Raw genomic sequence first — 24,332 nt, 5'->3', positions numbered from 1 at the left:
GGGGCGATGTCCCGTGCGGCGACGGCGGAGTCGATCCGCCACTTCTACATCCCCGAAGAGCAGTCGGTCTATCTGCTCAGCAAGGACGAGGCCCACCGCCTCAAGGCCTGGGTGCGGCTGTGCGAGGAGCAGCTCCGCGGGCTCGGCTACCGCCAGGTCTGCCTCCTGGGCAAGGGCGCGTACAGCTTTGTGTTCGCCGGCCGGCGCAGCGAGGGCGCGAGCCAGGTGTTCAAGTTCTCGCGTATCACCCTGGCCCAGCACATCCAGGACCGGCTCGAGGAGGAGGCGTACATGCTCTCGCAGGTGCGTCACCCCAACGTCCCGGCCTTCCTCGCCTTCGAGCGCATCCACGGCCAGCGCATCCTGGTCATGGAGCGTGCCCCCGGCGAGGACCTGGATCAGCGCTCCATCCAGGTGGGGCCGCTGCCCGTGGACGAGCTGCTGCACATCGCCCGCCAGCTCGCGGACATGCTAGCCTACCTGCGTCATCATCCCCGCGGGCCCATCGTCCACGGGGACATCAAACCCTCGAATCTGGTCTACGACCCCGACGACGGCCGCGTCTCGCTGATCGACTGGGGCTCGTCGGTGTTCGCCCAGGTGGACCACGAGGATCAGCCCACGCCGTTCTGCTCGCTGGACGCGATGACCGGCGGTGGCGAGACCAATGCCCGCCTTGGCGACGTCTACTTCATCGGCGAGGAGCAGCTGGGCGGCGGCCTGTCCTCCCCGCGCTTCGACGAGCAGGGCGTGGCGAGTACCCTGTACGCACTGGCCTCGGCGCAGTCCTGTAGGTTCGGCAGTGACGTGATTCCCGCCCGCGCGCTGGGGCTGCCGCGGCCCTTCGCCCGGGTGCTCGACGGCCTGCTCAGCCGGGACCCCGACGAGCGTCGCCGTGCCGGCGACTACTTCCTCGGCGAGATGGCGCACCTCGGGCGCATCGTCGCCGTGCCGCGCCCGGCCAGGCCGGCCATGACCCTGTTGCCGATCAAGGTCGCGCCGGCGCAGGACATGGAGAGCGTGGTCTACAGCTCGCGCAAGTCGTTCCTGCGCGAGGAGGTGGCGGAGGCCACCCTGGCCGGCGCGGACGACGCCCAGCTCGAGCGCTACTACAAGAACTTCATGCACGGCATGGGGGACCGGGAGAAGGCGCTCATGGCCGCGGTCAGCCGCCTCTCGCGCTACCCGGTGGTGGGCGGGCTGGGCATCCGCTGGAAGCCCGAGGGCCTGGAGATCGACAGTTACCTGGAACTGCGCGACCCGGACCGGGTGAGTGCCTTCGCCGCGGCGGTGAACGTGGTGGTAACCCTGGCGCGCTCGCTGGAGCGCGAGGGCGTGTTCAAGTGCGTGATGTTCGATGCCCGCCACACCCTGCACCTCGAGCGTGCCGGCGAGGGCGAGCCCTTCGAGGTGCCGCCGGACCTGCGCATTCCCTACGAGGTGGTGCCGCCGGAGAGCGCGGATGCCCGGCTGCATCCGCATTCCTATTTCGAGGACGGGCGTGATCCGGACGAGTACCTGGCCCTGCCGCAGCCGATCATCGATGCCATCGTCGAGCTCAACGACATCCCCCACACGGGCTGCGTGATCTTCGAGAGCAAGCCCACGCACCTGAAGATCCACAGCTACTACACGCTCCTGGCGCCCGAGCGTGAGGCGGAGTTCGCCGCGCTGCTGGAGCGTATCGCCGAGGCGGTGGACCAGATCCGCGGCGTCGGGATCGCCGGGTTCATGAAGCTGCCCTACAAGCGCACCCGTCACTTCCGCCGTCGCCCCGGGCTCGGCGATTGCTTCTACCCGGCGAATCCGCGCCGGGCCGCCGATCCGCGCGACCTGACCTCGCCGCTGTTCCTTCTGGGCGAAAGCGCCGACAGCGACGCGGCCTGAGCGCCGCCACGGTTTTCTCCGGCGGCGTCGCCGGCACTGCTGCCGGCGGGCGTGGCGCACACGTGAAACCCGGCTGTCACGGTGGCGCCCCCGGGGGCACGGTATGGTGTCGGCAGATCAGGCGACGCGGGTATCCCAGCATGAGGCCAAGGCGGGACGGTGGCGTGACGCGGTCGACGGCGGGTGGCGCGACGTTCGCCCGCTTTGCCCTGGTCGGGGGCGTGATGGCCGGCGTGGATGCCGCCGGCCTGTACACCATTCACGCGTTGTGTCCGGTGGGCCTGCGTGCCGCGCGCCTCGGCTCACTGGCCTTGGCGATGACCGTGGGGTATTTCCTCAACCGCCGGTTCACCTTCGCGGGGCACCGGCGCAGGCGGCGGGTGCTGCCACAGCTGCTGAGCTTCTACAGCGCCCACGCGACCGGCGGTGCCCTCAACCTCGCGCTGTTCGCGCTCGTGCTCCATGCGGGCCGGGGCGTGGCGGCCGCAGTGCCCGCCGGTACGGCACTGCTGCCGCTGTGCGCGGTGCTAGTCGGCGGCGCCGGCGGCATGAGCGTGAACTTCGTGCTCTCCAGCCGGCTGGTGTTCCGGCCGCGGCGGTGACCCCGTCAGCCGCTCTTCGCCGCCTGGACCACGGGGATGCCGCGGATGCCGAGCAGCTCGCGCATGTCGTCCCGGGTGGTGAGCAGGTCCGCGAGGGTATGCTTGTCCAGTTCCGCGAAGAAGGCCTTGAGGGCGTCGCCCAGGATGTGGGTCAGCCGACAGCTCGGCGTGATGACGCAACGGTTGTCCGGCGCGAAGCATTCCACCAGGGCGAGATCCTGCTCCGTGTCGCGGATCAGTGCCCCCAGGTTGATGCTCTCCGGGGCGCGCTGGAGGTACATGCCGCCGTTCTTGCCGCGAACGGTTCGGATGTAGTCCGACTGGCTGAGTCCGTAGACCACCTTCATCACGTGGTTACGGGAGATGTCGTAGCGCTCGGCGATCTCGCTGATCGTCGCGAACCGGTCTTCCTTGACACCGAGGTACATGAGCACGCGCAGGCAGTAGTCGGTGTAGAGGGTCAATCGCATGGGCTGGGAGCCTCCGCTGACGCGTTACCCGGAGGTGACGCGGTGTGCATCGTGTTGAGTGTACCGTCCGACGGACAGTCATACCATCGATGAGATACCTCTAAAGAGGTAGTTATTTGTGATTCATCATGTCAGCCGTATGACCACGCCCAGAGCGACCACCCCCGCGAGCCAGGCGCTGACCGAGTGGCGCAGCAGCGGCGAGGCGCCACGCAGCCCCATGAACGAGTCGATCACCGTGCGCCCCTTGATCACGGTCAGCGCCGCCACCGCCGGCGTAAGCCAGGGGGCAGGCACCACCGTGGCTGCCAGTGCCGCGGCGACGGTCAGCGCGAGCAGCATGATCCAGTGCTGCGACAGTGTCTCGGCCCGGCTCATGGCAGCACGTAGAGCAGCGGGAAGAGCGCGAGCCATACCAGATCCACCATGTGCCAGTAGCTCGCCGCGCTCTCCGGGGCCCTGAGCCCCTCGTCGTCGTAATCGCCCCGCCGGCACCGCCGGGCCACTGCCGCCAGCACGATCATGCCCAGCACCACGTGCATAAGGTGGAACACCGTGGTGAAGAAGTAAAAGAAATGAAAGGTGCTCGTGCGCAGATTGTATCCCGCGGCGGCGAGGTCGGCGTATTCACCGAGCTTGACGGCCACGTAGCCGGCGCCGGCCAGCGTCGCGGCCAGGAACCACGGCGCGCAGCGGCGCGGGCCCTCCGCGGCGGCGGCGTCGATGCCGCGGGCGACGAGGTAGCTGCCCGTCAGCAGCATCACGGTGTTGGCCAGGCCGGCGACGGGGTGCAGTCCGGCACGCCCGGCCGCGAACACCTCCGGAGCCAGCGCGCCGGCGACGATCAGGCTGGCGAGCAGGGCGCCGAACACGGCGAGCTCGGCGAGGATGAACCACCACATCGCCAGATCGCCCGGCACGGCATAGGCGCCGGGGCGCGCGGTGTCAGCGGCTGCATCGCTCATGCCGTCGCCTCCGTGAGCAGCAGGTAGAGCCGCGGCAGCAGCTCCGGCAGGGCCTGGGCCCGGTGGAGCAGGGCGTGGTGGCGCTGGCCGAAGAGGTAAGGCAGGTAGTCCGCCGCCTCCTGGTCGATGGTCACGCAGAAGGGTGTGACGCCGGCGCGGCGCGCCTCCAGCAGGGCGTGGCGCGTGTCCTCCAGCCCGTAGCGCCCCTCGTAGACGTCCAGGTCGTTGGGCTTGCCGTCGGTGAGCAGCAGCAGCAGGCGCTGGGAGGCCGGCTGCTCGGCGAGGATCTCGGTGGCCTGGCGCACCGCCGCGCCCATGCGGGTGTAGTAGCCCGGGCGCAGCGCGTGGATGCGGCCGTGGGCGGTCTCACCCCAGGGCTCGGCGAAGTTCTTGAGCAGGCTGAAGCGCACGTGGGAACGCCGGCGCGAGGAGAAGCCGTACATGGCGAAGCGGTCGCCGCCGGCGTCCAGGGCCTCGCCGAGCAGGTGCAGGCTGTCGCGCACCACCTCGATCACCTGGTGGTCGTCGTCCACCCAGGCCTCGGTGGACAGCGACAGGTCCGCGAGCACGAGGCAGGCCAGGTCGCGCTGCTGCTCCCGCGGATCCGCCCACAGGCGTGGCGCCGTGTCGGCCCGGCCGCGGCGGCGGGCGGTGCGGTGCTCGATGCACGCGGGCAGGTCCAGGGCCCGGCCGCTGGCCTGGCGGCGCTGCCAGTAACGCTCGGGGCGCAGGGCCTCGAAGCGGCGCCGCAGCCGCGCGGCCGGGGCAGCAAGGTGGGTGGGAATGGCCATCGGTGCGGCGTCCCGCGGCAGCAGGGGCACGACCCGGCAGTGCCGGGGGCGCAGCTCGCCCCGGCGCCAGTCCCATTCCGGCAGCAGCCGGCCGTCGCCGAGGGGCGTGTCGTCGTCGCCGGCAGCGGGAAGGTCGAGATCCAGACGCAGGCGTGAGGCCGGCGCCGTGCCGGTGCGGCTGAGGCTGAGCCGGTCCAGGTCCTCGGCGACCCGCGGGGCGTCCTCGTCCTCGCTGTCGTCCACGGTCCGGTCCACGGGGACGTACTCCGACCACGAGAACAGGCTCTCGAGCCGGAAGACGATCAGCCCGCTGCGGCCGTCCGTGTCCTCGACGTACTCCGCGGCCTTGCGCCCCCGGCCCCGCGGCGGCGTGCCGGCGGTGGTCTCCGTGGCGTCGTCATCGCGTTCCGCCGGCGTCGGGGCCGTGCCGGTTTCCGGAGCCGGGTAGAGCCAGACCGGGACCGGTTCCGGCTGGCCCCGCGCCGCCGGCAGCGCCGTCCGGCTGCCGGGGTCCTCCAGTGCGGCGCGGATCGCGGCCTCGCGGCGCCCTTCCGCACGGCCGAGCCGGTCCGGATCGCGGCGCGCGGCGAGCGTCGCCGCCACCAGCCGCCGGTACACCGGTGTCAGGCCGGGGAAGGCCGCAAGGGTTCGCCGGACCGCGGCCTGGTTGCCGGTGAACCAGTCCCCGCCGTGGGGATCGGAGCGGCTGGCGAGTGCTATCAGCCAGAGGTAGAGGTCGCGGTTGCGCCCGGCGTCCGGAAAGCAGGCGATGCGCTCGGGCACGCAGACCCGCTCGCCGTCACGCCATGCCAGCGGATGGCGGTGGCCGGTGCCGGCCACGCGCTCCAGCCAGCGTCGGCGGGCCCGGACCGCCCGCGGCGTGGCGGCGGTGACGCGCAGGCCGGCGTCGCCGCCGAGGGCACGGAGCACGAGCCCGAGCCGGGCCTGCTCGTCGGCGAGCGCCACCGCCGCCTCGGGGTGGTCCCGCCGCGCGAGGCGGGTGATCACCCGGTGCCAGCCGAGACCGACGACCTCTTCCATGGCACGGGCCTCCCCTAGGTCGTGGCCGCCGCGGCGTCGTGCGCGGTGTCACCCGCGCGCTCGCCGACGAAGAAGCTCGCCGCGTAGAGCACCAGGCCTACGGCGAAGAGCACGCCCGCGCCGAATCGCAGCCAGTAGAAGAGCTCGAGCTTCTCCTGGGTGGCCATGAACGACAGGGCCTGGCCGCTCTCCGGCCAGCGCTGCAGCCAGATCTGCATCGCGCCGGCGGCGGTGAGGAACACCGTGATGGCGAGCATCGACAGGCTCATCAGCCAGCAGCTCGCGATCTCCAGCGACTGGGCCCGGGCGCTGTTGCCCTCGGGCCGGCCGCGCAGCGCGGGTACGGCGTAGGAGATGATCGCTAGATTGATCATCGCGTAGGCCCCGAAGAAGGCGAGGTGGCCGTGGGCGGCGGTGAGCTGGCTGCCGTGGGTGTAGTAGTTCACCGGTGCCAGGGTGTGGAGGAAGCCCCACACGCCGGCGCCGAGGAAGGCCACCACCGAGGTGCCGAGCGCCCAGGTCGTGGCCGCGCGGTTGGTGTGGTTGCGCCGCCGGCGCCGGACCATGCTGAAGGCGAAGAGCAGCATCATGAAGAAGGGCAGCGGCTCGAACGCCGAGAACACCGAGCCGATCCACAGCCAGTACGACGGCGCGCCGATGAAGAAGTAGTGGTGACCGGTGCCGAGGATGCCGGTGATCAGGGCCATGGCGATGATCACGTACAGCCACTTCTCGATGACCTCGCGGTCCACGCCGGTGGTCTTGATCAGCACGAAGGCGAGGATGCTGCCCATGATCAGCTCCCACACGCCCTCGACCCAGAGGTGCACGACCCACCACCAGAAGTACTTGTCCATGGTCAGCGACGAGGGGTTGTAGAAGGCGAACAGGAACATCACCGCCAGCCCCACGAGGCCCGTCATCAGGACCATGTTGATCACGGTCTTGCGCCCGCGCAGCACGGTCATGCCGACGTTGTAGAGGAAGCCGAGGGCGACCAGCACGATGCCGGCCTTGGTGATGGTGGGCTGCTCCAGGAACTCGCGGCCCATGGTCGGGAAGTACTCATTGCCGGTGAGCTCGGCCAGCCGCGCGTAAGGCACGGCGAGGTAGCCGATGATGGTCAGCGTGCCCGCGATGGCGAACACCCAGAACAGCACTCGTGCCAGCCACGGGCTCTGGAGCTCGCGCTGGGCCTCTTCGGGCACGAGATAGTAGGTCGCGCCCATGAAGCCGAACAGCAGCCACACGATGAGCAGGTTGGTGTGCACCATGCGCGCGACGTTGAAGGGGATCAGCGGGAAGAGGAAGTCCCCGATGATGTACTGCAGGCCCATGATCAGCCCGAAGGCGATCTGGCCGAAGAAAAGGACGATGGCGAAGACGAAGTAGGGCATCGCCACCGACTGGCTCTGGTATTTCATGCTCGTGTCCCCCTGGTTCATTGACCGTTCAGCCCTCGACGTTCGGCGGCCAGTCGTTGTTGCGGATGCGCGAGGTCCAGATCAGGAACTCCGCGAGGGCGTTGATCTCGTGGTCGGAGAGATTGAACTGCGGCATCTGCCGACGGCCCGGGGCCTGGGTGGGCTGGGCGTTGATCCAGGCGTTGAGGTACGCCTTGAACGCGGCCTCGTTGCCGTTGCCACGGCGCTCGAAGACGTTGCCGAGCTCGGGGGCGAAGTAGGCACCTTCGCCGAGCAGGGTATGGCAGCCGATGCAGTCGTTCTGCTCCCACACCTCCTTGCCCTCGGCAACGGTATCGGTCAGCCCCGCGCGATTCTCGCGGTCGGGCAGCGCCGTCACCGTATCGAAGGTGAGTCCCAGGAACAGGAGGATGAAGAACAGGCTCCCCCCGTAGTAGATGTTTCGGGCCATGCCCTTGGTAAAACGTTCCGACATCGAATGTCCCCCTGAAGGTTGAGAAAGCGGTGTTCCGGTCCGCGGGGTCAGCCGAGGTGGGCGCCGACGACATCCATCAGCGCCTCCAGGGCGGCGGGCTCGTCGCTCAGCGGCTCCGCCAGGCAGGCGCGGCAGGCCGCGAGCGGTGCCACGCCCCGGGCGATCAGCCGGGCCGCGTGGACCAGCAGCCGGGTGGAGGCGGCCTCCTCGAGGTCGTGACCGTCGAGGCGTCGCAGGTCCGTGGCCAGGCGCACGAGCTGCTCCGCCCGTGCCGTGTCGATCCCCGCTTCCCGGGCGACGATCTGCCGCTCCGCGGCGGCGTCGGGGTAGCCGAAGGACAGGGCCACGAAGCGCTGCCGCGTGCTCGGCTTCAGGCCCTTCATCAGGTTGCGGTAACCGGGGTTGTACGAGACCACCAGCAGGAAGTCCGGGTGGGCCTCGATCAGCTCGCCGGTGGCGTCCAGCGGCAGCACCCGGCGGTCATCGGCGAGGGGATGGAGCACCACGGTGGTGTCCTTGCGCGCCTCGATGATCTCGTCGAGGTAGCAGATCCCGCCCTCGCGCACCGCGCGGGTCAGCGGACCGTCCTGCCAGTAGGTACCCTCGCTGCCGAGCAGGTGGCGGCCGACGAGGTCGCCGGCGGTCAGGTCGTCGTGGCAGGCGACGGTGTAGAGCGGGCGCTCCAGACGCTCCGCCATGTGCTGAACGAACCGTGTCTTGCCGCACCCCGTGGGGCCCTTGATGAGTACCGGCAGGCGCTCGGCGGCGGCGTGCCCGAACAGTGCGACCTCGTCACCCAGGGCGTGGTAGAAGCTGCCGGCGGGGGCGGTTTCGGCGGTGTCGCTGACGATGTGCATGGTTGAATCCCCTATGTTCCGATTAAAAAGTACTATAGATACATCTTAAAAGAAACACCTGGAATGCATGTTGACCACGATGCTTCGTTCGGCCCGGCCGGGGCGCCCCGGTTACGGGCGGTGTCCCGGCCGGCCTTGCGCGGGGTCAGCCGCGAACCGCGGAGGCATCCGTTGCTGGCGCGAACAGGCCCGCGCCGGTGGCCTCGGCCTCGACGCGCTGGCGTACCTCGGCAACCGTCTCCTCGCCGTAGTCCTCGCGGTAGCGCTTGCGCAGGTCGTGATCCGTCAGCGTCGTGTGGTAGTCGGCGGTGACGCCGACGCCCTCGAGGCAGTGGCGGACACAGGCCAGAGGGCAGCCGTCGATGGCGATGACGGGCCGGCCGCTGCGGGCCCGGCGCACCAGTGAGAGCACACCGCCGCCGACACCGGCAATGCAGGACATCTCCGCGCGGCCGTCGCGGTCCATGGCCACGGCGACACGGTTTGCGAGCTGGGCGACATTGGAGCAGCCGGAGCAGGCGTAGACTAGCGGTCGGGACTCGGTCATGACGGGCTCCTGTTATTGCACTCGGGAAAATACATGTATATTTAATGCAGGTTAATGATCGATCAGGAGGGTAAGCCATGTCGACCGACGCGCCGTCACAGGCCCTTGACCGCGGGGACACAATACCGGTGCTGCAGGGCTGCACCGACTGTGACCTCTACCGCGTGTGCTTCCCGGAGGGGTTGCGCAATCCCGTCGGCGAGCCGGACACCCCGATGGTGCACCAACGCGTGACCCTGCCGGCGCGTCAGGCGCTTCGCTGGCGGCCGGGACGTTGCCTCGGGGTGTTGCGCTCCGGGGCGGTCAAGCGCTCGCGCTACACGGCGACCGGCGAGGAGGTCATCGCCGGCTTCACCCTGCCGGGCGAGCCGATCGGGCTCGATGCCGGTGAACGCATGGCCCCGGACGAGCGGCTGGTGACGCTCGAGCGCAGCCGCGTCTGCGAGCTCCCGTGGGAGACCGTGGAAGAGGCTATGGCGGCGGATCCGCGCGTCCGGCAGGCGGTCAACCGACTGCTGCGTGAGGAGCTCAGCACGGCAAGGGAGCGCCTGCTCGGCGCCTGCCGGGGCTCGGCGCGGCAGCGCGTTGCCGGGTTCCTCCTGGACATGGCCGAGCGCCGCTGCCGCCGCGGCTTCGACGGCATGCGCCTGCGCCTGGCGATGGGGCGGCGGGAGATCGCGGCTTATCTGAACATCACCCTGGAGACCGTCAGCCGCACCGTCTCGCAGCTCGGGCGCGAGGGCATCATCGGCGTGGACGGCCGGCGCATCACCCTGCGCAACGCCCTCTCGCTCGCCTACATCGCGGACGGGGTGGAAATGCCGGCCTGAGGCGGGGCGGTACGGTCCCCGTTCCACGCTGTCCACACGTGATGATCATGGACAGCCTTGACAGGAGGGGATCCACCTACCATAACTACAAGGCAATCGCGTTTTCCGGTGGCTGCCGGAGAGCCGATCCAATACAGACGTCGGTCGGGCCAACCCGGCCACGGAGCGAAAAAGCTCCCATCTGCGCCGTCGCTCGGCGTGATGGGGGCTTTTTTTTTTGCCCCAGGGAGGTGGCACTCATGAAATCGGTGGTTCCAATCGGGATCCTGTTCTCGACGCAAGGCCCCTACGGGACGGTCAGCCGGGCGATGCGTGACGGCGCCATGCTGGCCCTGGAGGAGGTCAACGCCGACGATCGCTTCGACTTCCGCCTGGAACCCCACGTTCAGGACCCCGAAGGGGTGCCTGCCGCGTATCTCTCATGCGCGCAGCGGCTGCTGCGCGAGGAGGGGATCAAGCACGTTGTCGGCTGCTACACCTCATCGAGCCGCAAGGAGATCATCCCGAGCTTCGAGAAGCACGACGCGCTGCTCTGGTATCCGTCCCACTACGAGGGGTTCGAGACCAACGACAACGTGATCTACACCGGCGCGGCGCCGAATCACCATGTCCTGCCCCTGATGGACTACGTCCTCAGGCATGTCGGCCGGGATATCTACTGCGTCGGCTCGAACTATGTCTGGGCGTGGGAGAATCACCGCATCGTCCGCGAGCTCACGCAGGTCAGCGGCGGGCGCATCCTCGGCGAGCGCTACCTTCAGGTCCACGACTGCGATGTGGACCGGATCATCGACGAGATCCTGGATCGCCGCCCCAGCTTTGTGCTCAACATGCTCATCGGCGAGTCGAGCTACGCCTTCTACCGGGCGTTTGCCGAGGCACGCCGGAGCCACGAGGCCCTGCATGACACAGTGATCGGCAGCTGCACGCTCTGCGAGCCGGAGCTCGCGGAGATCGGCGCCAGCGCCTGCGGCGGTCACCTCTCTTCCAGCGTGTATTTCTCGACCGTCGAGACACGCGTCAACCAGGCCTTCCGTGACGCCTACCGCCGCCGGTTCGGCGAGCGCGCGGTGCCGTGTGCGGACGCGGAGGCCTCCTACAACACCGTGCACCTGCTGGCGCGAGCCCTGACCGGGACGACCCCCTCGGAGATAGAGGCCGTGAAGCGCTCGCTCTACGGCGTCGCCTTCGCGGCGCCGCAGGGCCAGGTGTCCGTGGACAGCGAGAACAATCACAGTTTCCTGGTGCCGAGGCTCGGGGTGTCCCGCTCCGACGGCACCTTCGACATCGTCCGGGAATCAGCCGAACCGGTACGCCCCGACCCGTATCTGGTCTGGGTCGACGGGACGGGTGTCTGGGCGAGCTGGAACGGGAGGCGGAGAGAGCTGACGAACCGTCCCAGGCTACGGGTGATCCGATGAGCAGAAACACGAGACCACGACGTAACTTCCTCGGCTGGCGGGCACTGATGCTGTGCGGTGCCGGTCGCGACCGCGACGTACTCACGCAGCAGCTCCAGCGCCTGGGGATCGTCCCGGTCGTCGTCGACGCGATGTCCGAGCCGGTGGCGCAGGAGCCGTGCGATCTGGTTTTCATCGACGTTGACGTGGGCCGTCATTCACCCGCCCTAGGCGGGGGAGTCGATATCCCGCAGGACCGCCCGGTCCTGGCGTTGATCGGTTCGGACGTGCCCAGTGCGGTGGAATGGGTGATCGAGCAGGGCGCCTGCGGCTATCTGGTCAAGCCGATTCGAGGCACCGGCATTCTCGCGAGCCTGGTCATCGCCTGCCACGTCTTCGAGGAGCGGACGACGAGCACCCGCACCATTTCGGAGCTCCGCCACCGGCTGAAGGCCCGCCAACTGGTCTGCAGCGCCGCGATCCGGATTATCGACGTCTTCGGTATCGGTGAGGACGAGGCATTCCATGTCCTAAAGATCGGCAGCATGGAGCGGCGTACCACCGTCGAGGATCTCGCGGCGATGATCGTCAGCGGTGAGCTCTCGGTCCAGGCGCTCGGCTCCGACGTCGAGGCGCGGAGGCTGAGGGTGTGACGGTGTCGGGAGCCGGAACGTTGCCGCGGGGGATGGCGATACCGGGCCGGAATCGCTGTGGCCGTTGCGGCCGCGGTCGCCGGCACGGATTCCGGGCCTCGCTTTACGGATCCATCGTTCCATAGAAGTGCATTAATCGGGCGAAAAGGAACCGGAATGGTGCAGAAAAGAATGCACTTTTTCGGACGGATTCCTGTGCCCGTAAAATTTGAAAAATACATTATAACTTGTTGATTTTTAGGTGATGTTTTATTGGCACGAACCGTGCTAAATGTTCTGGCGGTCACCGATTTCTTTTCTGTGCAACGGGAGGGACGAGGAATGAGTGACGATCGTAAAAAGGGGGATGCCCCGGTGAATGGCGTGAATCATTCTGCGAGTGATTCGGATCGCGGCAACGGGGACGGGCCGGAGCTCGGTGTCAGCCGCCGCGACTTTCTCAAGGGGGCGAGTGTCGCCGTCGCCGGATCGATGATCGGCGGTGGGCTGCTCATGAAGGGCGTGCCGGCGATTGCCGCCCCGGAGTCCAAGACGGTGAACATCGGCTTCATCGAGGACCTGTCCGGCAACCTCGCGGTGTATGGCCTGCAGAAGTACCACGCCGCACAGCTCGCGGTGGCCGAGATCAACCAGGGCCTGACCCTGGCGGGCGGGCCGGTGGGCGTGGGCGGCTTCGCCTCGACGGGCAGCCAGGCGGGGGAGCCGCCGAAGGTCCGTCTCGACACCGCAAGCGGCGAGGTGAAGGTCGCGGAGCAGGGCGGCGGAGACGCGACGTCGGGCATCCTCTACGGCGAGGACGACGAGATCCTCGTGCCCTCCGGCGAGAAGGGCCTGCTCGGCAAGGAGGTCGAGCTGACCGCGCCGGACGGGCAGTCGAACAACCGGCTGTGGCAGCAGCTCGCGCGCAAGCTCATCCAGCAGGACAAGGTCGACGTCCTGGTTGCCGGGTTCTCAAGTGCGGAGCGCGAGGCGATACGGCCGATCATCGACCGCAACAAGCAGCTCTACTTCTACACCAACCAGTACGAAGGCGGCGTCGCCGACGAGTTCACCTTCTGCACCGGCGCGGTCTGCGAGCAGCAGGTCATCCCGGTGGTCCAGTACATGGTCGAGAACTACGGCCCCCGTGGCTTCACCATCGCGGCGGACTACAACTTCGGCCAGCTCACGGCCGCGTGGGTGCGGGCCTACACGCCGCTGGTGGGCGGGGAGATCGTCGGCGAGGAGTTCGTACCGCTGAGCGTGAGCCAGTTCAGCCAGGTGATCTCGAAGGTGCAGGCCGCGAAGCCCGACTGGGTGATGACGCTCCTCGTCGGCCAGAACCAGTCCAACTACTACCCCCAGGCGGCGGCCGCCGGCCTGGAGTTCCCCATGGCGTCGACGATCAACATGGCCCAGGGCTACGAGCACCTGCGCTTCAACAAGCCGTCGCTCGCGCGGATGCACAACGCCATCAACTACATGCCGGAGATCCCGACGGCGCGTAACAGGGCGTTCGTCAAACGCTTCTTCGAGATGTTCCCGGAGGACCCCTACCTCGGGCAGATGGCCCAGAACACCTACTTCAGCATCCACCTCTATGCCAAGGCCGCGCGGCTGGCGGGCACCACCGACCAAGACGCGGTACGGCGGGTGCTGGAGAGCGGCTGGACGATCGAGGCCCCGGAGGGGCCGGTGTTCCTCGAACCGGGGACCCACCACGCCTCGCACTACATCCGCATGGCCCGCGCGGACGAGAACCACGACATCAGCTTCGTGCGCGACTGGCCGACGGTGGAGGCGTGGTGGCTGCAGCGCCTGGGTGTGAATCTGGTCGGCCGGCCGGAACACAAGCAGTACACGCCGCAGGAGGACAAGTTCTTCCCGATGCTGCAGAAGATGGCGGCCAAGTGACGCCTGCCGGGCCCGGCCGCCGGCCGGGTCCCGGCTCCGTTGCACGCGCATATTTCGGGGGAAGATCGTGGACGGTGTTCTGAGCGTTCTTTATCAGTTCGGCACGAACGCGGCGTTTCTGCTGCTCAGTGCCATCGGGCTGATCGTGATCCTGGGGATGATGAACATCATCAATCTCGCCCACGGCGAACTGATGATGATCGGCGCCTACGTGGCGTCCTCTCTCTACCACTCGGGCGTGCCGTTTGCCGCCTGCGTCGTGGTGAGCTTTTTCGCGGTGGCCCTGGTCGGCGTCGCCCTGGAGCGGGTGCTGATACGCCGCTTCTACGGGCGCGAGCTCCAGGCGCTGGTGGTGACCTGGGGCGTCAGCCTGATCCTGGCCCAGGGGGCACTGCTGGCCTTCGGGCCATTCCTCGCGTCCATTCCGATCCCGTTCGGCTCGGGGACCGTCGGGACGTTCTCGTTCTCCTGGTACTGGATCGCGCTGATCGTGCTGGCCCTGCTGCTGGTCGCCGGTCTGTGGTTCCTCTACTACCGCACGGCGTTCGGGCTGCGCGCCCGCGCGACCATGCAGGAGCGCGAGATGGCGCAGGCGCTGGGGGTGAAGACGGGCCGCGTGTACATGCTCACCTTCGCGCTCGGCAGCGGTCTCGCGGGGCTGGCCGGTGCACTCATGGCACCGACGACGACCATCGCGCCATACATGGGCCAGCAGTATGTCGCGCCGGCGTTCATCACGGTCGTGACCGGCGGGTCGGCCAACGTCATCGCCGGTGCCCTCGGCAGCACCGGCTTCCTGTCGCTGGCGGAGACACCGTTCACGATCTGGTTCGGCACCTTCATCGGCATCGTGGCCATGCTCCTGGCCTCGCTGGTGCTCATCCGGCTGCTGCCCAAGGGGCTGTCCGAGTGGATCCAGCGCCGGTGGCTGAGCTAGCGCCACCGATGCCAACAGTACGGGACCGTTTCATGTTCAAACGCTTGCAGATCGAAGACTACCTGGTCGCCCTGCTGTGGATCGGCGTGGCCGTCTACGGCTCGGTGATCAACGACTACGCGGCGTCGAGCACCGCCTATTACATCCTGAACGTGCCGATGGCGCTGGGACTCGCCATGCTCTGGGGCATCTCCGGGGTGCTGAGCTTCGGCCAGGTCGCCTTCTTCGGCCTTGCCGGATACACCTACGGGATCGTTGCCGGCAACCTCCTCTCCAGCCCCGGCCTCGCGGCCGTGGCGGGGATCGCCGGCGGCCTCGCGGCGGCGCTCGTTCTCGCCGTGGCGTTCGGCTACTTCATCTTCTACGGCCGCGTCGAGGCGTGGATCGTGCCCATCGTGACGCTAGTCATGACACTCATCCTGGCGACGTTCATGGGCCAGACCGCCGGGTACGAATGGAAGGTCGGCGAGGTCCTGCTCGGCGGCTACAACGGCATGACCAACATCCCGCCGATGAACGTGTTCGGCAGCGATCTCTTCGGCCGGGCGCTGTTCTACTATGTCCTGATCGCGGTCGTGATCGCCTGGCTGGCGGTGGTGCTGTGCGTGCGCTCGCGCTTCGGTGACGTCCTCATCGCGCTGCGCGAGGACCCGTTGCGCACGGAGCTGTTCGGCCACGACGTGCGGCTGATGCAGCTGCTGTGCTTCAGCGTGGCGGCGCTGCTCGCCGGGCTGAGCGGCGTGCTCTACGTGCAGTGGGGCAACTACATCACCCCGGATTCCATGGGGCTGCTGCAGGCGACGCTGCCGGTGGTCTGGGTCGCGGTGGGCGCGCGCACCAGTTTGCTCGGCGTCACCGTCGCGACCGTCGCGCTCAACGTCCTGAGCTTCCGGCTCTCCTCCAGCGGCAACCAGTACGCCTTCGTCATTCTCGGGGCGCTGCTTGTGGTGGCGATGGTCGTGCCGACGATGGGCTGGGCGCAGCGTCTCTCGGGCCTCGTCGGGCGCCGGGGATAGGGGGAGTCACATGAGCACGCATACCGAGCAGGTCGTCATGGCCGACGGCCTGCACAAGAGCTTCGGCGGGGTGATGCCCGCCAGGAACGTCTCGTTCGTCGTCGAGGCCGGCGAGCTGCGCTGTCTCATCGGCCCGAACGGGGCCGGCAAGTCCACGCTGTTCAAGCTCATCGCGGGTATCGAGCAGCCGGACCGGGGCGACGTCTTCCTGTTCGGGCGCGACGTCACCGCCCAGCCGCCATTCCGGCGGATACGCCTGGGTGTGGGCGTGAAGCTCCAGAGCAACCGTGCCTACAAGCAGCTCGGCGTCGACCGCAACGTGCGCGTCGCGGATATCGTCGCGCGGCGGCTGAACGGTCACGCCGGCCGGGGCGCCGGGGTGACCCGGGCGGAGGCGATGGCGCTGTTCGGTATCGCCCACCTCGCGGACGGCCGCCGCCTCGTCTCCGAGCTCTCTCACGCGGAGCAGCAGTGGCTGGAGATCTGCTGTGCAATCTCGGAGAACGTCGGGCTGCTGCTGCTCGACGAGCCCACCGCCGGGATGGGCGTGGAGGAGACGGAGGCGAGCGGCCGGGCGCTGCTGGCGCTGCGCGAGCGGGGCATGACCGTGGTCGTGGTCGAGCACGACATGGCGTTCGTCCGCCAGGTCGCCGACCGGGTGACCGTGCTGCACCAGGGCGAGATCTTCGCCGAGGGCGCGATGGACGACCTCGCCGGACGCAGCGACGTACGCGAGATCTATCTCGGATGAACGGGCCCGCAGCGGGATCCGAATGTTTTGAGGAAGCCTGATGAACGAGACCGTACTCAGCATCGCCGGCCTGACCGCCGGTTACGGCAGCGGGGACATCCTGCAGGGGGCGAGCCTTGAGGTGAGGCGCGGGGACGTCGTCGGCGTCCTGGGGCGTAACGGCGTTGGCAAGACGACGCTGATGCGCACCGTCATGGGACTGACGCCGTCGAGCGCCGGCTCCATTACCCATAACGGCGCCGACGTCACCGGCCTCGATGCCGAGGAGCGGGCGGTGCGCGGTTTCGGCTACGTGCCCCAGGGCCGGATGGTGTTCCCGCACATGAGCGTGGAGGACAACCTGCGCATCGGCGCGCTGGAGCGGGGTCGCAACTGGCGCCGTCTCGAGGACATGTACCAGCGCTTTCCCAGGCTAAGGGAGCGCCGCCGCCAGCGTGCGGGCACGCTCAGCGGCGGCGAGCAGGAGATGCTCGTCATCGCCCGTGCGCTGGTCGGCGACCCGGACATCCTGCTGCTCGACGAGCCCAGCGAGGGTGTCCAGCCCAACATCGTCAAGGACATCGGTGCCCTGATCAACGAACTGAACCAGACCGGGATCACCGTGCTCCTGGTCGAGCAGAACGTGGAGCTGATGCAGGCAGCGGCCCGTGTCGGCTACGTCATGGAGAAGGGCCGTATCACCCAGGCCCTGTCCGAAGCGGATATGCATGACGGGGAGCGCCTCCGTCATGTGCTTTCCCTCTAGATTACGGAGAACGTCATGTCCGATAGCAATGGTCCGTCGGAACGCTGGCTCGACGGCTCGATCATGGCCCGCCAGGGCGTCGCGGGTGGCCGGGTGGGGCAGACCTACCGCCTCACCGAGGCGGTGCAGGGCGACTATCACTACACCATCGGCCCGTACTCGGAGCCGGTCATGGAGATCGACCCGGGAGACCGGGTCGTCGTCGACACCCGCGACGCCTTCGACGGCAAGATCCAGAGTGAGAGCGACTCGCCCTCGGAGCTGCTGCGGATGCCGTTCCTCAATCCGCAGAACGGCCCCATCAGCGTCCGAGGTGCGGAGTGGGGCGACGTGCTCGCGGTCTACATCGAGGAGATGAGGACCCGCGGCGAGGAACCCACGGGGACGTGCTGCATGATCCCGGAGTTCGGCGCGCTGACGGGGACCGAGCACACCGCGATACTCAACGACCCGCTGCCGGAGCGCGTTCGCCGGATGCGGCTCGACGACGAGTACATCTACTGGAGCGAGCGCAACGTCCTGCGCTATCGCCCGCACATCGGCACCCTGAGCGTCTCCCCCGAGATTGACTCCATCAACGCCCTCACCCCGGACCAGCACGGCGGCAACATGGACCTCCCGGACATGGCGCCGGGCAGCATCACCTACCTGCCGGTGCGGGTGCCGGGGGCGCGGCTGTTCATCGGCGACGCCCACGCCTCCCAGGGGGACGGCGAGGTCTGTGGCACGGCGGTGGAATACCCGAGCACCACCACGATCCGGGTGGACCTCATCAAGTCCTGGCACATCACCTGGCCGCGCCTGGAGAACGAGGAAATGATCATGGCGATCGGCAGCGCCCGGCCGCTGGAGGACGCCACCCGGATCGCCTATCGCGAACTCGTCCGCTGGATGGCCGCCGACTACGGTTACGACCAGTGGGACGCCTACATGATGCTCAGTCAGTGCGGGCGGGTCCGCCTGGGCAACTTCGTCGACCCGAAGTACACGGTCGGTGCCGGGGCCCTGAAGAAGATCGTCGAGACACACTGATTCCCCACTTTTGCACGACAGGAGACGCGCAATGGCGATTTCACGTCCCACCCTGGAGGAGATCCAGGCCATTTCGGAGCGGTTCAATCTCGGGCTCTCCGGCGACGAACTGAAGGAGTACTGGGGCTTTGCCTGCGAGGCCGTCGACGGCTACGCGGAGATGGACGAACTGGCCGACGTCAAGCTGCCGGTCCGCTACCCGCGCCAGGAGGTCGGATACCGGCCGGTGGGGGAGGACAATCCCGTCAACGGCTGGGCCTGGAAGTGCCGTATCGAGGGCGCGGCGGAGGGGCTGCTCGCGGGCAAGACCGTCGCCATCAAGGACAACACCGCCGTCGCCGGCATGCCGATGCTCAACGGCTCCGCGCTGATGGAGGGCTACGTCCCCGACGAGGACGCGACCGTGGTGACGCGGCTGCTCGACGCCGGCGCGACGATCGTCGGCAAGACCAACGTCCCGGGATTCTGTGTCGACGGCGGCGGGGTGACCGGCTATCCGGAGCCGCAGCCGATCAACCCGCACGGAGCGGACTACCTGCCGGGGGCGTCGTCGAACGGCAGCGGGGTGGTCGTGGCCAATGGCGAGGTGGACATCGCCACCGGCGGCGACCAGGGTGGCTCCATCCGGCTGCCGGCGTCCTGGAGCGGCTGCTGCGGCCTCAAGCCCACCCACGGACTGGTCCCGTATACCGGTATCTTCCCGATCGAGCTGACCCTCGACCACACCGGGCCGATGGCACGCACCGTCGAGGAATGCGCCCGGACCCTGCAGGCCATCGCCGGGCCGGACGGCATGGATCCCCGTCAGCCGGCCGGGCTTCAGCCCGGGGACTACCTCGGGGCCCTCGGCCGGGACGTCAAGGGGCTGCGTATCGGGCTGCTGCGCGAGGGCTTCTCGATCCCGGGGGCCTCCGAGCCGGAGGTGGACGAGGCGGTGCGTGCGGCGGTCGCCGAGCTGGAATCCGCCGGGGCCAGCGTCACCGAGGTGTCGGCGCCGCTGCATCGGCTCGGGGTGACGCTCTGGAACGCCATCGCCTTCGAGGGCGCGACCGCGCAGATGGTGGCGGGTGACGGCTACGGCTTGAACTGGAAAGGCCACTACTCGACCGGCCTCATGGACTTCTACGGGCGCGCGCGCAAGGCCCGCGGCCGGGACTTCTCGCCGACGACCAAGGTCACCATCCTGGTCGGCTCGTACATGTCCGAGGCGCACAACCACCACTACTACGCCAAGGCGCAGAACACGGCGCGGCGGCTGCGCGAGCAGTACGACGCGGCACTGGCGCAGGTGGACGTGATGGTCATGCCGACGACGCCCATGGTCGCGCGCCGCCGCCCCCAGGGGAACAGCCTGGCGGAGACCTTCGACGGCGCCCTGGGCAATCTCCACAATACCGCCGCGTTCGACATCTCCGGTCACCCGGCAATGAGCGTGCCCTGTGGCAGCAAGGGGGGATTGCCGATCGGGATGATGATCGTCGGCGGGCACTTCCGCGAGGAGACCGTCCTGCAGGTCGCCCGCGCCCACGAGCAGGCAGGGCGCTAGCGGTTCCCATCCGGTGCGTGCACGGAGGCGGGGACCGGCAAGCCGCCGCCTCCGTGCGGTTGATGGGTCCGGACGGCGGTGGACCTGCTGTTGGGGAAATCGCGTATAACGAGAGGCGATCCCGGCAATGTCAGATTGGGGGCGGACCCATGGCACGGACGCTGATCTCCATTGCCCAGCTGCTGATTGCGGTTGCGCTGCTGGAGACGGGGTCGGGGCTGCAGGGCGTCGTCGTGCCCCTGGAGGCCCGGACGATGGGCTTCAGCAACCTGGCCATAGGGCTGCTGGGGTCCGGCTACTACGGTGGTTTCATCCTCGGCTGCCTCGCGGTGCCGGCGCTCATACACCGGGTCGGGCACATCCGGGCGTTCGCGGGGTTCAGCTCCCTAGTGGCCGCCGGACTGCTTGCACACACGCTGTTGATGACCGACGCGTTGTGGTTCGGGCTGCGCATGGTGGTGGGCTTCGGTTTCGCCGGGCTCTACATCGCCACCGAGAGCTGGCTCAACGACCTCGCCCCGACGGCAACACGGGGCCGCGTGCTCGCGGCCTACATGCTCGTGAGCTGGGCGGCGCTCATCGCCGGCAAGCTCGCCTTCGGCTGGGCGGGGCCGGTCGACTCGGTGCCGCTGGTGCTGGCGGCCATTGCCGTCTCCCTGGCCATTCTCCCGGTGGCCTTCACCACCATGCAGGCGCCGGGGGCGCAGGCCGGAGCGCCACCGGTCCTCGGGCGACTGTTGGCTGTCTCGCCGGTCGGTGTGCTCGGCTGCCTCGGTGTCGGCGTCGCCAACGGCACGTTCTGGACCCTTGCCCCGCTGTTTGCCGAGGCCGGTGGGCTGGACGCCATGGGGGTGGGGCTGTTCATGGCGGTGGCGATTCTCGGCAGCGTGTTTACCCAGTGGCCGCTGGGATGGTGGTCGGACCGCGTGGACCGGCGCAAGGTGATCGTGTTCACCTGCCTCTTCGCCAGCATCAGCGGGGTCGTGCTCGCCGGCTCGTTCGGCAGGGACGCCCACGTGCTGCAGATCGCGGCCTTCGCATTCGGGGCGAGCGCGTTGCCGGTGTATTCCCTGTGCGTCGCCCACGCCAACGACTATGCGCCCAATCAGGCCTTTATCGAGGTCAGTAGCCTGCTCCTGCTCGTGTTCAGCCTGGGGGCGGTGATCGGTCCGCCGGTGGCGTCGCTGGTGATGGACATGGCCGGTCCCGCCGGGGTGTTTCTCTTCACCGCCGGCGTGCACGCCACGCTCGTCGTCCTCGTGCTGATCGCGATTTCGGCCGGGCGCGCCGCGTCACAGGCGGAGAAGGGGGCATTCGTCGCCGTGCCGCGGACCACGCAGGCGGTCCTGGCGCTGGATCCGCGTGCTGCGGGGAGCGGCGCACCCGGGGACGTTGCGACGCTCGGGGAAACGGAGGGTGAACCGCCGGCGGTGCGTGACGGCGCCGGATTCAACGGTGAACGGGGACCGGAAGAAAAGGAGACGCCGGGCGATCCGCCACCGGCGTGACGTGACTGACGGGGCGCCGCCTCGCATGACGCCGCGGGATCGGTCATCCTCTGCGAATTCCACATACGCCTTGACGGAGGACCCATGGCGAGCGATGAGCGTTTCCCCACGCGCTGTATCCATGCGGGGCAGGTTGCCGACCCTTACGGGGCGCCGTACGTGCCGGTCTACAACACCACCACCTTCGGCTTTACGGACACGCAGGCGCTACGCGAGGCTGCCGCCGCACCGGACCGCCGTCCTCTGTATACGCGCTACGGCAGCAATCCGACGATCTTTGCCGTGGAACGCCAGCTCGCCGCACTGGAGGGCGGTGAGGCGGCGCTGGTGTTCGGGGCCGGCATGGCCGCGATCTCCGCTGTATGCATGGCGCACGGGCAGGGCGGGGTGGCCGTGGTCGGCAACGCCTACGGGGGCACGCTGGAGCTGGTCTCGGAGCGTCTCCCGGCGCTCGGGTGGCGGGGGCACCTGGCCTTCCCCGACGAGATGGAGGCGCTCGACGGGGTCCTCTCTGCCGGTTTCGGCGTCGTCATCATCGAGACGCCCGGCAATCCGGACCTCGCCGTGCTGGATATAGGCGCTGTCGCCGAGGCCGCGCACCGGGCGGGGGCGCTGCTGGTGGTGGACAGCACCTTCGCCTCGCCGGTGAATCAGAACCCCTTGGCGCTCGGTGCGGATCTCGTGGTGCACAGCGCGACCAAGTATCTCGGTGGCCACAGCGACCTCACCGCCGGCGCGGTCATGGGGCCGGCGGCGCTACTGGAGCCGGTGGCTGGCTGGCGCAAGACCCTCGGCCAGACACCGTCGCCGGAGACTGCTGCGCTGCTCGCGCGCAGCCTGCGCACGCTGGACGTGCGGATGCAGCGCCACAACGCCAATGCCCAGCGCATCGCCGAGGCCATGGCGAACCATCCGGCGGTGCGCCAGGTGCATTATCCGGGGCTGCCGGACCACCCGGACCATGCCCTGGCCCGGCAGCAGATGCGCGCTTTCGGGGGCATGCTTTCGCTGACCCTGGAAGGGGACGCGGCCGGCGCGATGGCTATGGTGGATGCCCTCGAGCTCTTCCTGAATGCTCCCAGCCTCGGCGGCGTCGAGAGCCTGGTGACTCAGCCGGTGATGACCAGTCACGCCGACCTGGACGAACGCGAGCGTGCCCGGCGGGGCATCGGCGAGACCATGGTACGGCTGTCCGTCGGCCTCGAGGACGCGGACGACCTGATCGCCGACCTGGAGCAGGCGCTGGCCCGCGCGGGATAGGTGCTGCGGGAAGGGTAGGGGGCGGCGTGGGCGTTCGGCGGCGAAAGGCGATTGCACGACCGCTGTCCGCATTCGGGCGGGCTGCTCTTAGCGAGCTCGGCGGTGTATCAGGACGACGTATCCTGAGCTGACCAGCGTGCCGGTCGCCGCCATCGCGACGACCAGCCCGAGCGGCTGCGGCGTGCCGTCGGCGAGCAGCCCGACCAGGGCGGAGCCGACGACGCCGCTGCCATACTGGGTCGCGCCCACCAGGGCGGAGACCGCGCCGGCGCGCCGGGGAAAGTCCTCCAGTGCGCCCGCCATGGCATTGGCGATGATGAACCCGGTGGTCGAGACGAACGCGAACAGCGGTACGGCGATCCCCCAGAGCCCGCCCCAGCCCGTGGTGGCGTTCACCCCGGTGACCGCCGCGCAGCCAAAGGCCGCCAGCGATCCCGCGAGTAGCATCCGGTTCACGCCGAAATACCGCACCAGACGCGCGTTGACGAGGTTGGTGGTCATGATGCCGATCACGCCGGCACCGAAGAGAAAACCGTAGAGCCTGTCCGGCACGCCGTAGTAGTCAATGTACGCGAACGGCGTCCCGGCAATATAGGCGAACATGCCGCCGTAGAAACACCCGCCCACGCCGACGTAGCCGAGCAGGTGCCGGTGGCGAATGAGCTCGCCGTAGCGACGGAGTGCCTGCGCGAACGTTTCGCGGCTGCGGTGTTTCGGGGCATGTGTCTCGGGCAGTGTCAGCAGCAGGAGCAGCGCGATCGCACCGATGCCGACCAGTGTCCAGAAGATCGCGCGCCAGCCGGCGAAGGCGGCAATCTGGGCGCCGACGAGTGGACCGAGCAGGGGCGCGATTGCCATGATGGTCATCAGGGTCGACATCATCTGCGCCGCCCGATTGCCGTCATACAGATCGCGGACCATTGCGCGCGAGAGCGCAACGCTCGCGCAAGCGCCTATGGCCTGCACGACCCGCCAGGCGATCATGATCGCCGCACTGTCCGAGAGGGCACAGCCCGCCGAGCCTATGACGAACAGGATCAGGCCGATGGCCACCGGTACACGGCGCCCGAAGCGGTCACTCACCGGACCCCAGATCAGCTGCGTGAGACTGAAACCGACCAGATAGCCCGAGACGGTGAGTTCGATCGTTCCGTCCCCCGCTCCGAGCGCATCCGCGATTGCCGGCATGGCCGGCAGATACAGATCCGTCGAAATCGAGGCGAACCCCATCAACAGGCTCAATATGGCCAGAACGTACCAGCCCTTGTGTGCGGCGGGGGCGGCAGTTGTTGGCTTGGATGGCGTATCCGGCATGTTCACAACAATAAAGGCCGTAATATTGTTCGACCAGACGGGATTGATTGGATGCCGTAATGAATTCCGTTCATTAATACGGTGGAAAGCCTGTCCGGGGTTCTGTGCGTCAAGTTGTGCAAAAGCGGCCATGGTCGGGTTGGGGAGTCTCAGGCGGCGTTGGCTTGCCTGAGCAAGTCCTTCTTGTGCTCCTTGAGTAGCTGCATGTTCAGGTAGCGGTTGTCCTCGAGCCAGCCCTCGTGGGTTTCGGCGGCGAGCGCGCGCACCAGGCGCAGGCAACTGGCGGCGTTGGGGAAGATGCGCACCACGCGCGTGCGTCGCCGGATCTCCTCGTTGAGCCGCTCGAGCATGTTGGTGCTCTTGAGATGCTTGTGGTGGGCGCGCGGCA

Annotated in this window: 24 protein-coding genes; 14 read left to right on the top strand and 10 right to left on the bottom strand. The window is 68.4% G+C overall.

Features of this window, described 5'->3' with window-relative positions; translation table 11 throughout:
• Positions 1-6: 6 nt before the first annotated feature.
• Both C516_RS0113400 and C516_RS19570 read left to right on the top strand, forming a co-directional pair.
• Positions 7-1,887, top strand: coding sequence for a protein kinase domain-containing protein (locus C516_RS0113400; RefSeq protein ID WP_018718919.1), 1,881 nt, complete (start codon positions 7-9; stop codon positions 1,885-1,887).
• A 164-nt stretch (positions 1,888-2,051) separates the two neighbouring features.
• Positions 2,052-2,489: a GtrA family protein gene (locus tag C516_RS19570; protein ID WP_018718918.1), complete on the top strand. Its 438-nt coding sequence runs from the start codon at positions 2,052-2,054 to the stop codon at positions 2,487-2,489.
• A gap of 5 nt (positions 2,490-2,494) precedes the next feature.
• On the opposite strand, the gene C516_RS0113390 is transcribed toward C516_RS19570, so the two are convergent.
• The 8 genes from C516_RS0113390 to C516_RS19565 all read right to left on the bottom strand — a co-directional run bounded on the left by C516_RS0113390 (position 2,495) and on the right by C516_RS19565 (position 9,059).
• Entirely contained in the window at positions 2,495-2,959 is a 465-nt protein-coding gene (locus C516_RS0113390; protein WP_018718917.1) for an RrF2 family transcriptional regulator, read from the bottom strand.
• Between the two features lie 126 nt (positions 2,960-3,085).
• The gene (locus C516_RS0113385) at positions 3,086-3,337 is read right to left on the bottom strand and encodes a cytochrome C oxidase subunit IV family protein (protein WP_018718916.1); all 252 of its coding nucleotides are present in this window, start codon (positions 3,335-3,337) and stop codon (positions 3,086-3,088) included.
• On the bottom strand, positions 3,334-3,924 hold the full coding sequence (locus tag C516_RS0113380; RefSeq protein WP_018718915.1) for a cytochrome c oxidase subunit 3: 591 nt from the start codon (positions 3,922-3,924) through the stop codon (positions 3,334-3,336). The genes C516_RS0113385 and C516_RS0113380 overlap by 4 nt, the downstream gene beginning before the upstream one ends.
• Complete coding sequence (locus C516_RS0113375; protein WP_018718914.1) at positions 3,921-5,756, bottom strand: nitric oxide reductase activation protein NorD; 1,836 nt, start codon at positions 5,754-5,756, stop codon at positions 3,921-3,923. Before C516_RS0113375 ends, C516_RS0113380 begins: the two co-directional genes overlap by 4 nt.
• A 14-nt stretch (positions 5,757-5,770) precedes the next feature.
• Positions 5,771-7,180 carry a cbb3-type cytochrome c oxidase subunit I gene (locus tag C516_RS0113370; RefSeq protein WP_084594219.1) on the bottom strand — a complete coding sequence of 470 codons (1,410 nt, stop codon included), beginning with the start codon at positions 7,178-7,180 and terminating at the stop codon, positions 5,771-5,773.
• A gap of 28 nt (positions 7,181-7,208) precedes the next feature.
• On the bottom strand, positions 7,209-7,655 hold the full coding sequence (locus tag C516_RS0113365; RefSeq protein WP_018718912.1) for a c-type cytochrome: 447 nt from the start codon (positions 7,653-7,655) through the stop codon (positions 7,209-7,211).
• Between the two features lie 47 nt (positions 7,656-7,702).
• Positions 7,703-8,512 (bottom strand): CbbQ/NirQ/NorQ/GpvN family protein, encoded by an 810-nt coding sequence (locus C516_RS0113360; protein WP_018718911.1) that lies wholly within the window; start codon positions 8,510-8,512, stop codon positions 7,703-7,705.
• A gap of 145 nt (positions 8,513-8,657) precedes the next feature.
• Positions 8,658-9,059, bottom strand: coding sequence for a putative zinc-binding protein (locus C516_RS19565; protein ID WP_018718910.1), 402 nt, complete (start codon positions 9,057-9,059; stop codon positions 8,658-8,660).
• A gap of 77 nt (positions 9,060-9,136) precedes the next feature.
• Between C516_RS19565 and C516_RS0113350 the strand changes: the two genes are divergently transcribed.
• The 12 genes from C516_RS0113350 to C516_RS0113295 all read left to right on the top strand — a co-directional run bounded on the left by C516_RS0113350 (position 9,137) and on the right by C516_RS0113295 (position 22,630).
• Complete coding sequence (locus C516_RS0113350; protein ID WP_018718909.1) at positions 9,137-9,889, top strand: helix-turn-helix domain-containing protein; 753 nt, start codon at positions 9,137-9,139, stop codon at positions 9,887-9,889.
• Between the two features lie 239 nt (positions 9,890-10,128).
• A complete protein-coding gene (locus tag C516_RS0113345; RefSeq protein ID WP_018718908.1) occupies positions 10,129-11,310 on the top strand; it encodes a transporter substrate-binding domain-containing protein in 1,182 nt (393 codons plus the stop codon).
• Positions 11,307-11,942 carry an ANTAR domain-containing response regulator gene (locus C516_RS0113340; protein WP_084594210.1) on the top strand — a complete coding sequence of 212 codons (636 nt, stop codon included), beginning with the start codon at positions 11,307-11,309 and terminating at the stop codon, positions 11,940-11,942. Before C516_RS0113345 ends, C516_RS0113340 begins: the two co-directional genes overlap by 4 nt.
• Positions 11,943-12,263: 321 nt before the next feature.
• On the top strand, positions 12,264-13,835 hold the full coding sequence (locus C516_RS19560) for a substrate-binding domain-containing protein (protein ID WP_018718906.1): 1,572 nt from the start codon (positions 12,264-12,266) through the stop codon (positions 13,833-13,835).
• Positions 13,836-13,902: 67 nt separating this feature from the next.
• The gene (locus C516_RS0113330; RefSeq protein WP_018718905.1) at positions 13,903-14,772 is read left to right on the top strand and encodes an ABC transporter permease subunit; all 870 of its coding nucleotides are present in this window, start codon (positions 13,903-13,905) and stop codon (positions 14,770-14,772) included.
• Positions 14,773-14,804: 32 nt separating this feature from the next.
• Positions 14,805-15,788 carry an ABC transporter permease subunit gene (locus C516_RS19555; RefSeq protein WP_018718904.1) on the top strand — a complete coding sequence of 328 codons (984 nt, stop codon included), beginning with the start codon at positions 14,805-14,807 and terminating at the stop codon, positions 15,786-15,788.
• A 10-nt stretch (positions 15,789-15,798) separates the two neighbouring features.
• Positions 15,799-16,539 (top strand): ATP-binding cassette domain-containing protein, encoded by a 741-nt coding sequence (locus C516_RS0113320; protein WP_018718903.1) that lies wholly within the window; start codon positions 15,799-15,801, stop codon positions 16,537-16,539.
• Between the two features lie 40 nt (positions 16,540-16,579).
• Entirely contained in the window at positions 16,580-17,284 is a 705-nt protein-coding gene (locus tag C516_RS0113315) for an ABC transporter ATP-binding protein (RefSeq protein ID WP_018718902.1), read from the top strand.
• A 15-nt stretch (positions 17,285-17,299) separates the two neighbouring features.
• Positions 17,300-18,316 (top strand): acetamidase/formamidase family protein, encoded by a 1,017-nt coding sequence (locus C516_RS0113310; RefSeq protein ID WP_018718901.1) that lies wholly within the window; start codon positions 17,300-17,302, stop codon positions 18,314-18,316.
• A 31-nt stretch (positions 18,317-18,347) separates the two neighbouring features.
• Entirely contained in the window at positions 18,348-19,862 is a 1,515-nt protein-coding gene (locus C516_RS0113305) for an amidase (RefSeq protein WP_018718900.1), read from the top strand.
• Positions 19,863-20,011: 149 nt separating this feature from the next.
• A complete protein-coding gene (locus tag C516_RS19550; RefSeq protein WP_018718899.1) occupies positions 20,012-21,370 on the top strand; it encodes an MFS transporter in 1,359 nt (452 codons plus the stop codon).
• A gap of 84 nt (positions 21,371-21,454) precedes the next feature.
• A complete protein-coding gene (locus C516_RS0113295) occupies positions 21,455-22,630 on the top strand; it encodes a trans-sulfuration enzyme family protein (RefSeq protein ID WP_018718898.1) in 1,176 nt (391 codons plus the stop codon).
• 87 nt (positions 22,631-22,717) lie between these two features.
• Here the strand turns inward: C516_RS0113295 and C516_RS0113290 are convergent, their stop codons facing one another.
• Both C516_RS0113290 and C516_RS19545 read right to left on the bottom strand, forming a co-directional pair.
• Positions 22,718-24,076, bottom strand: a complete 1,359-nt coding sequence (locus C516_RS0113290) for a multidrug effflux MFS transporter (protein ID WP_211210623.1) — start codon at positions 24,074-24,076, stop codon at positions 22,718-22,720.
• Between the two features lie 17 nt (positions 24,077-24,093).
• Positions 24,094-24,332, bottom strand: a 239-nt coding sequence (locus tag C516_RS19545) for an IS256 family transposase (RefSeq protein ID WP_018717190.1), incomplete at its 5' end; no start/stop codon positions are given.

Source organism: Arhodomonas aquaeolei DSM 8974 (genome assembly GCF_000374645.1).
GTDB classification, from domain to species: domain Bacteria; phylum Pseudomonadota; class Gammaproteobacteria; order Nitrococcales; family Nitrococcaceae; genus Arhodomonas; species Arhodomonas aquaeolei.
The sequence above is the reverse complement of the archived record's forward strand: the minus strand, read 5'-3'. Positions and strand labels throughout refer to the sequence as shown.

Excerpts from the sequence above, each read along its gene's own strand:
- C516_RS0113400 (WP_018718919.1), top strand. The coding sequence starts at position 7 with ATGTCCCGTGCGGCGACGGCGGAGTCGATCCGCCACTTCTACATCCCC.
- C516_RS0113390 (WP_018718917.1), bottom strand. The coding sequence starts at position 2,959 with ATGCGATTGACCCTCTACACCGACTACTGCCTGCGCGTGCTCATGTAC.
- C516_RS0113385 (WP_018718916.1), bottom strand. The coding sequence starts at position 3,337 with ATGAGCCGGGCCGAGACACTGTCGCAGCACTGGATCATGCTGCTCGCG.
- C516_RS0113380 (WP_018718915.1), bottom strand. The coding sequence starts at position 3,924 with ATGAGCGATGCAGCCGCTGACACCGCGCGCCCCGGCGCCTATGCCGTG.
- C516_RS0113375 (WP_018718914.1), bottom strand. The coding sequence starts at position 5,756 with ATGGAAGAGGTCGTCGGTCTCGGCTGGCACCGGGTGATCACCCGCCTC.
- C516_RS0113370 (WP_084594219.1), bottom strand. The coding sequence starts at position 7,180 with ATGAAATACCAGAGCCAGTCGGTGGCGATGCCCTACTTCGTCTTCGCC.
- C516_RS0113365 (WP_018718912.1), bottom strand. The coding sequence starts at position 7,655 with ATGTCGGAACGTTTTACCAAGGGCATGGCCCGAAACATCTACTACGGG.
- C516_RS0113360 (WP_018718911.1), bottom strand. The coding sequence starts at position 8,512 with ATGCACATCGTCAGCGACACCGCCGAAACCGCCCCCGCCGGCAGCTTC.
- C516_RS19565 (WP_018718910.1), bottom strand. The coding sequence starts at position 9,059 with ATGACCGAGTCCCGACCGCTAGTCTACGCCTGCTCCGGCTGCTCCAAT.
- C516_RS0113350 (WP_018718909.1), top strand. The coding sequence starts at position 9,137 with ATGTCGACCGACGCGCCGTCACAGGCCCTTGACCGCGGGGACACAATA.
- C516_RS0113345 (WP_018718908.1), top strand. The coding sequence starts at position 10,129 with ATGAAATCGGTGGTTCCAATCGGGATCCTGTTCTCGACGCAAGGCCCC.
- C516_RS0113340 (WP_084594210.1), top strand. The coding sequence starts at position 11,307 with ATGAGCAGAAACACGAGACCACGACGTAACTTCCTCGGCTGGCGGGCA.
- C516_RS19560 (WP_018718906.1), top strand. The coding sequence starts at position 12,264 with ATGAGTGACGATCGTAAAAAGGGGGATGCCCCGGTGAATGGCGTGAAT.
- C516_RS19555 (WP_018718904.1), top strand. The coding sequence starts at position 14,805 with ATGTTCAAACGCTTGCAGATCGAAGACTACCTGGTCGCCCTGCTGTGG.
- C516_RS0113320 (WP_018718903.1), top strand. The coding sequence starts at position 15,799 with ATGAGCACGCATACCGAGCAGGTCGTCATGGCCGACGGCCTGCACAAG.
- C516_RS0113315 (WP_018718902.1), top strand. The coding sequence starts at position 16,580 with ATGAACGAGACCGTACTCAGCATCGCCGGCCTGACCGCCGGTTACGGC.
- C516_RS0113310 (WP_018718901.1), top strand. The coding sequence starts at position 17,300 with ATGTCCGATAGCAATGGTCCGTCGGAACGCTGGCTCGACGGCTCGATC.
- C516_RS0113305 (WP_018718900.1), top strand. The coding sequence starts at position 18,348 with ATGGCGATTTCACGTCCCACCCTGGAGGAGATCCAGGCCATTTCGGAG.
- C516_RS19550 (WP_018718899.1), top strand. The coding sequence starts at position 20,012 with ATGGCACGGACGCTGATCTCCATTGCCCAGCTGCTGATTGCGGTTGCG.
- C516_RS0113295 (WP_018718898.1), top strand. The coding sequence starts at position 21,455 with ATGGCGAGCGATGAGCGTTTCCCCACGCGCTGTATCCATGCGGGGCAG.
- C516_RS0113290 (WP_211210623.1), bottom strand. The coding sequence starts at position 24,076 with ATGGCCGCTTTTGCACAACTTGACGCACAGAACCCCGGACAGGCTTTC.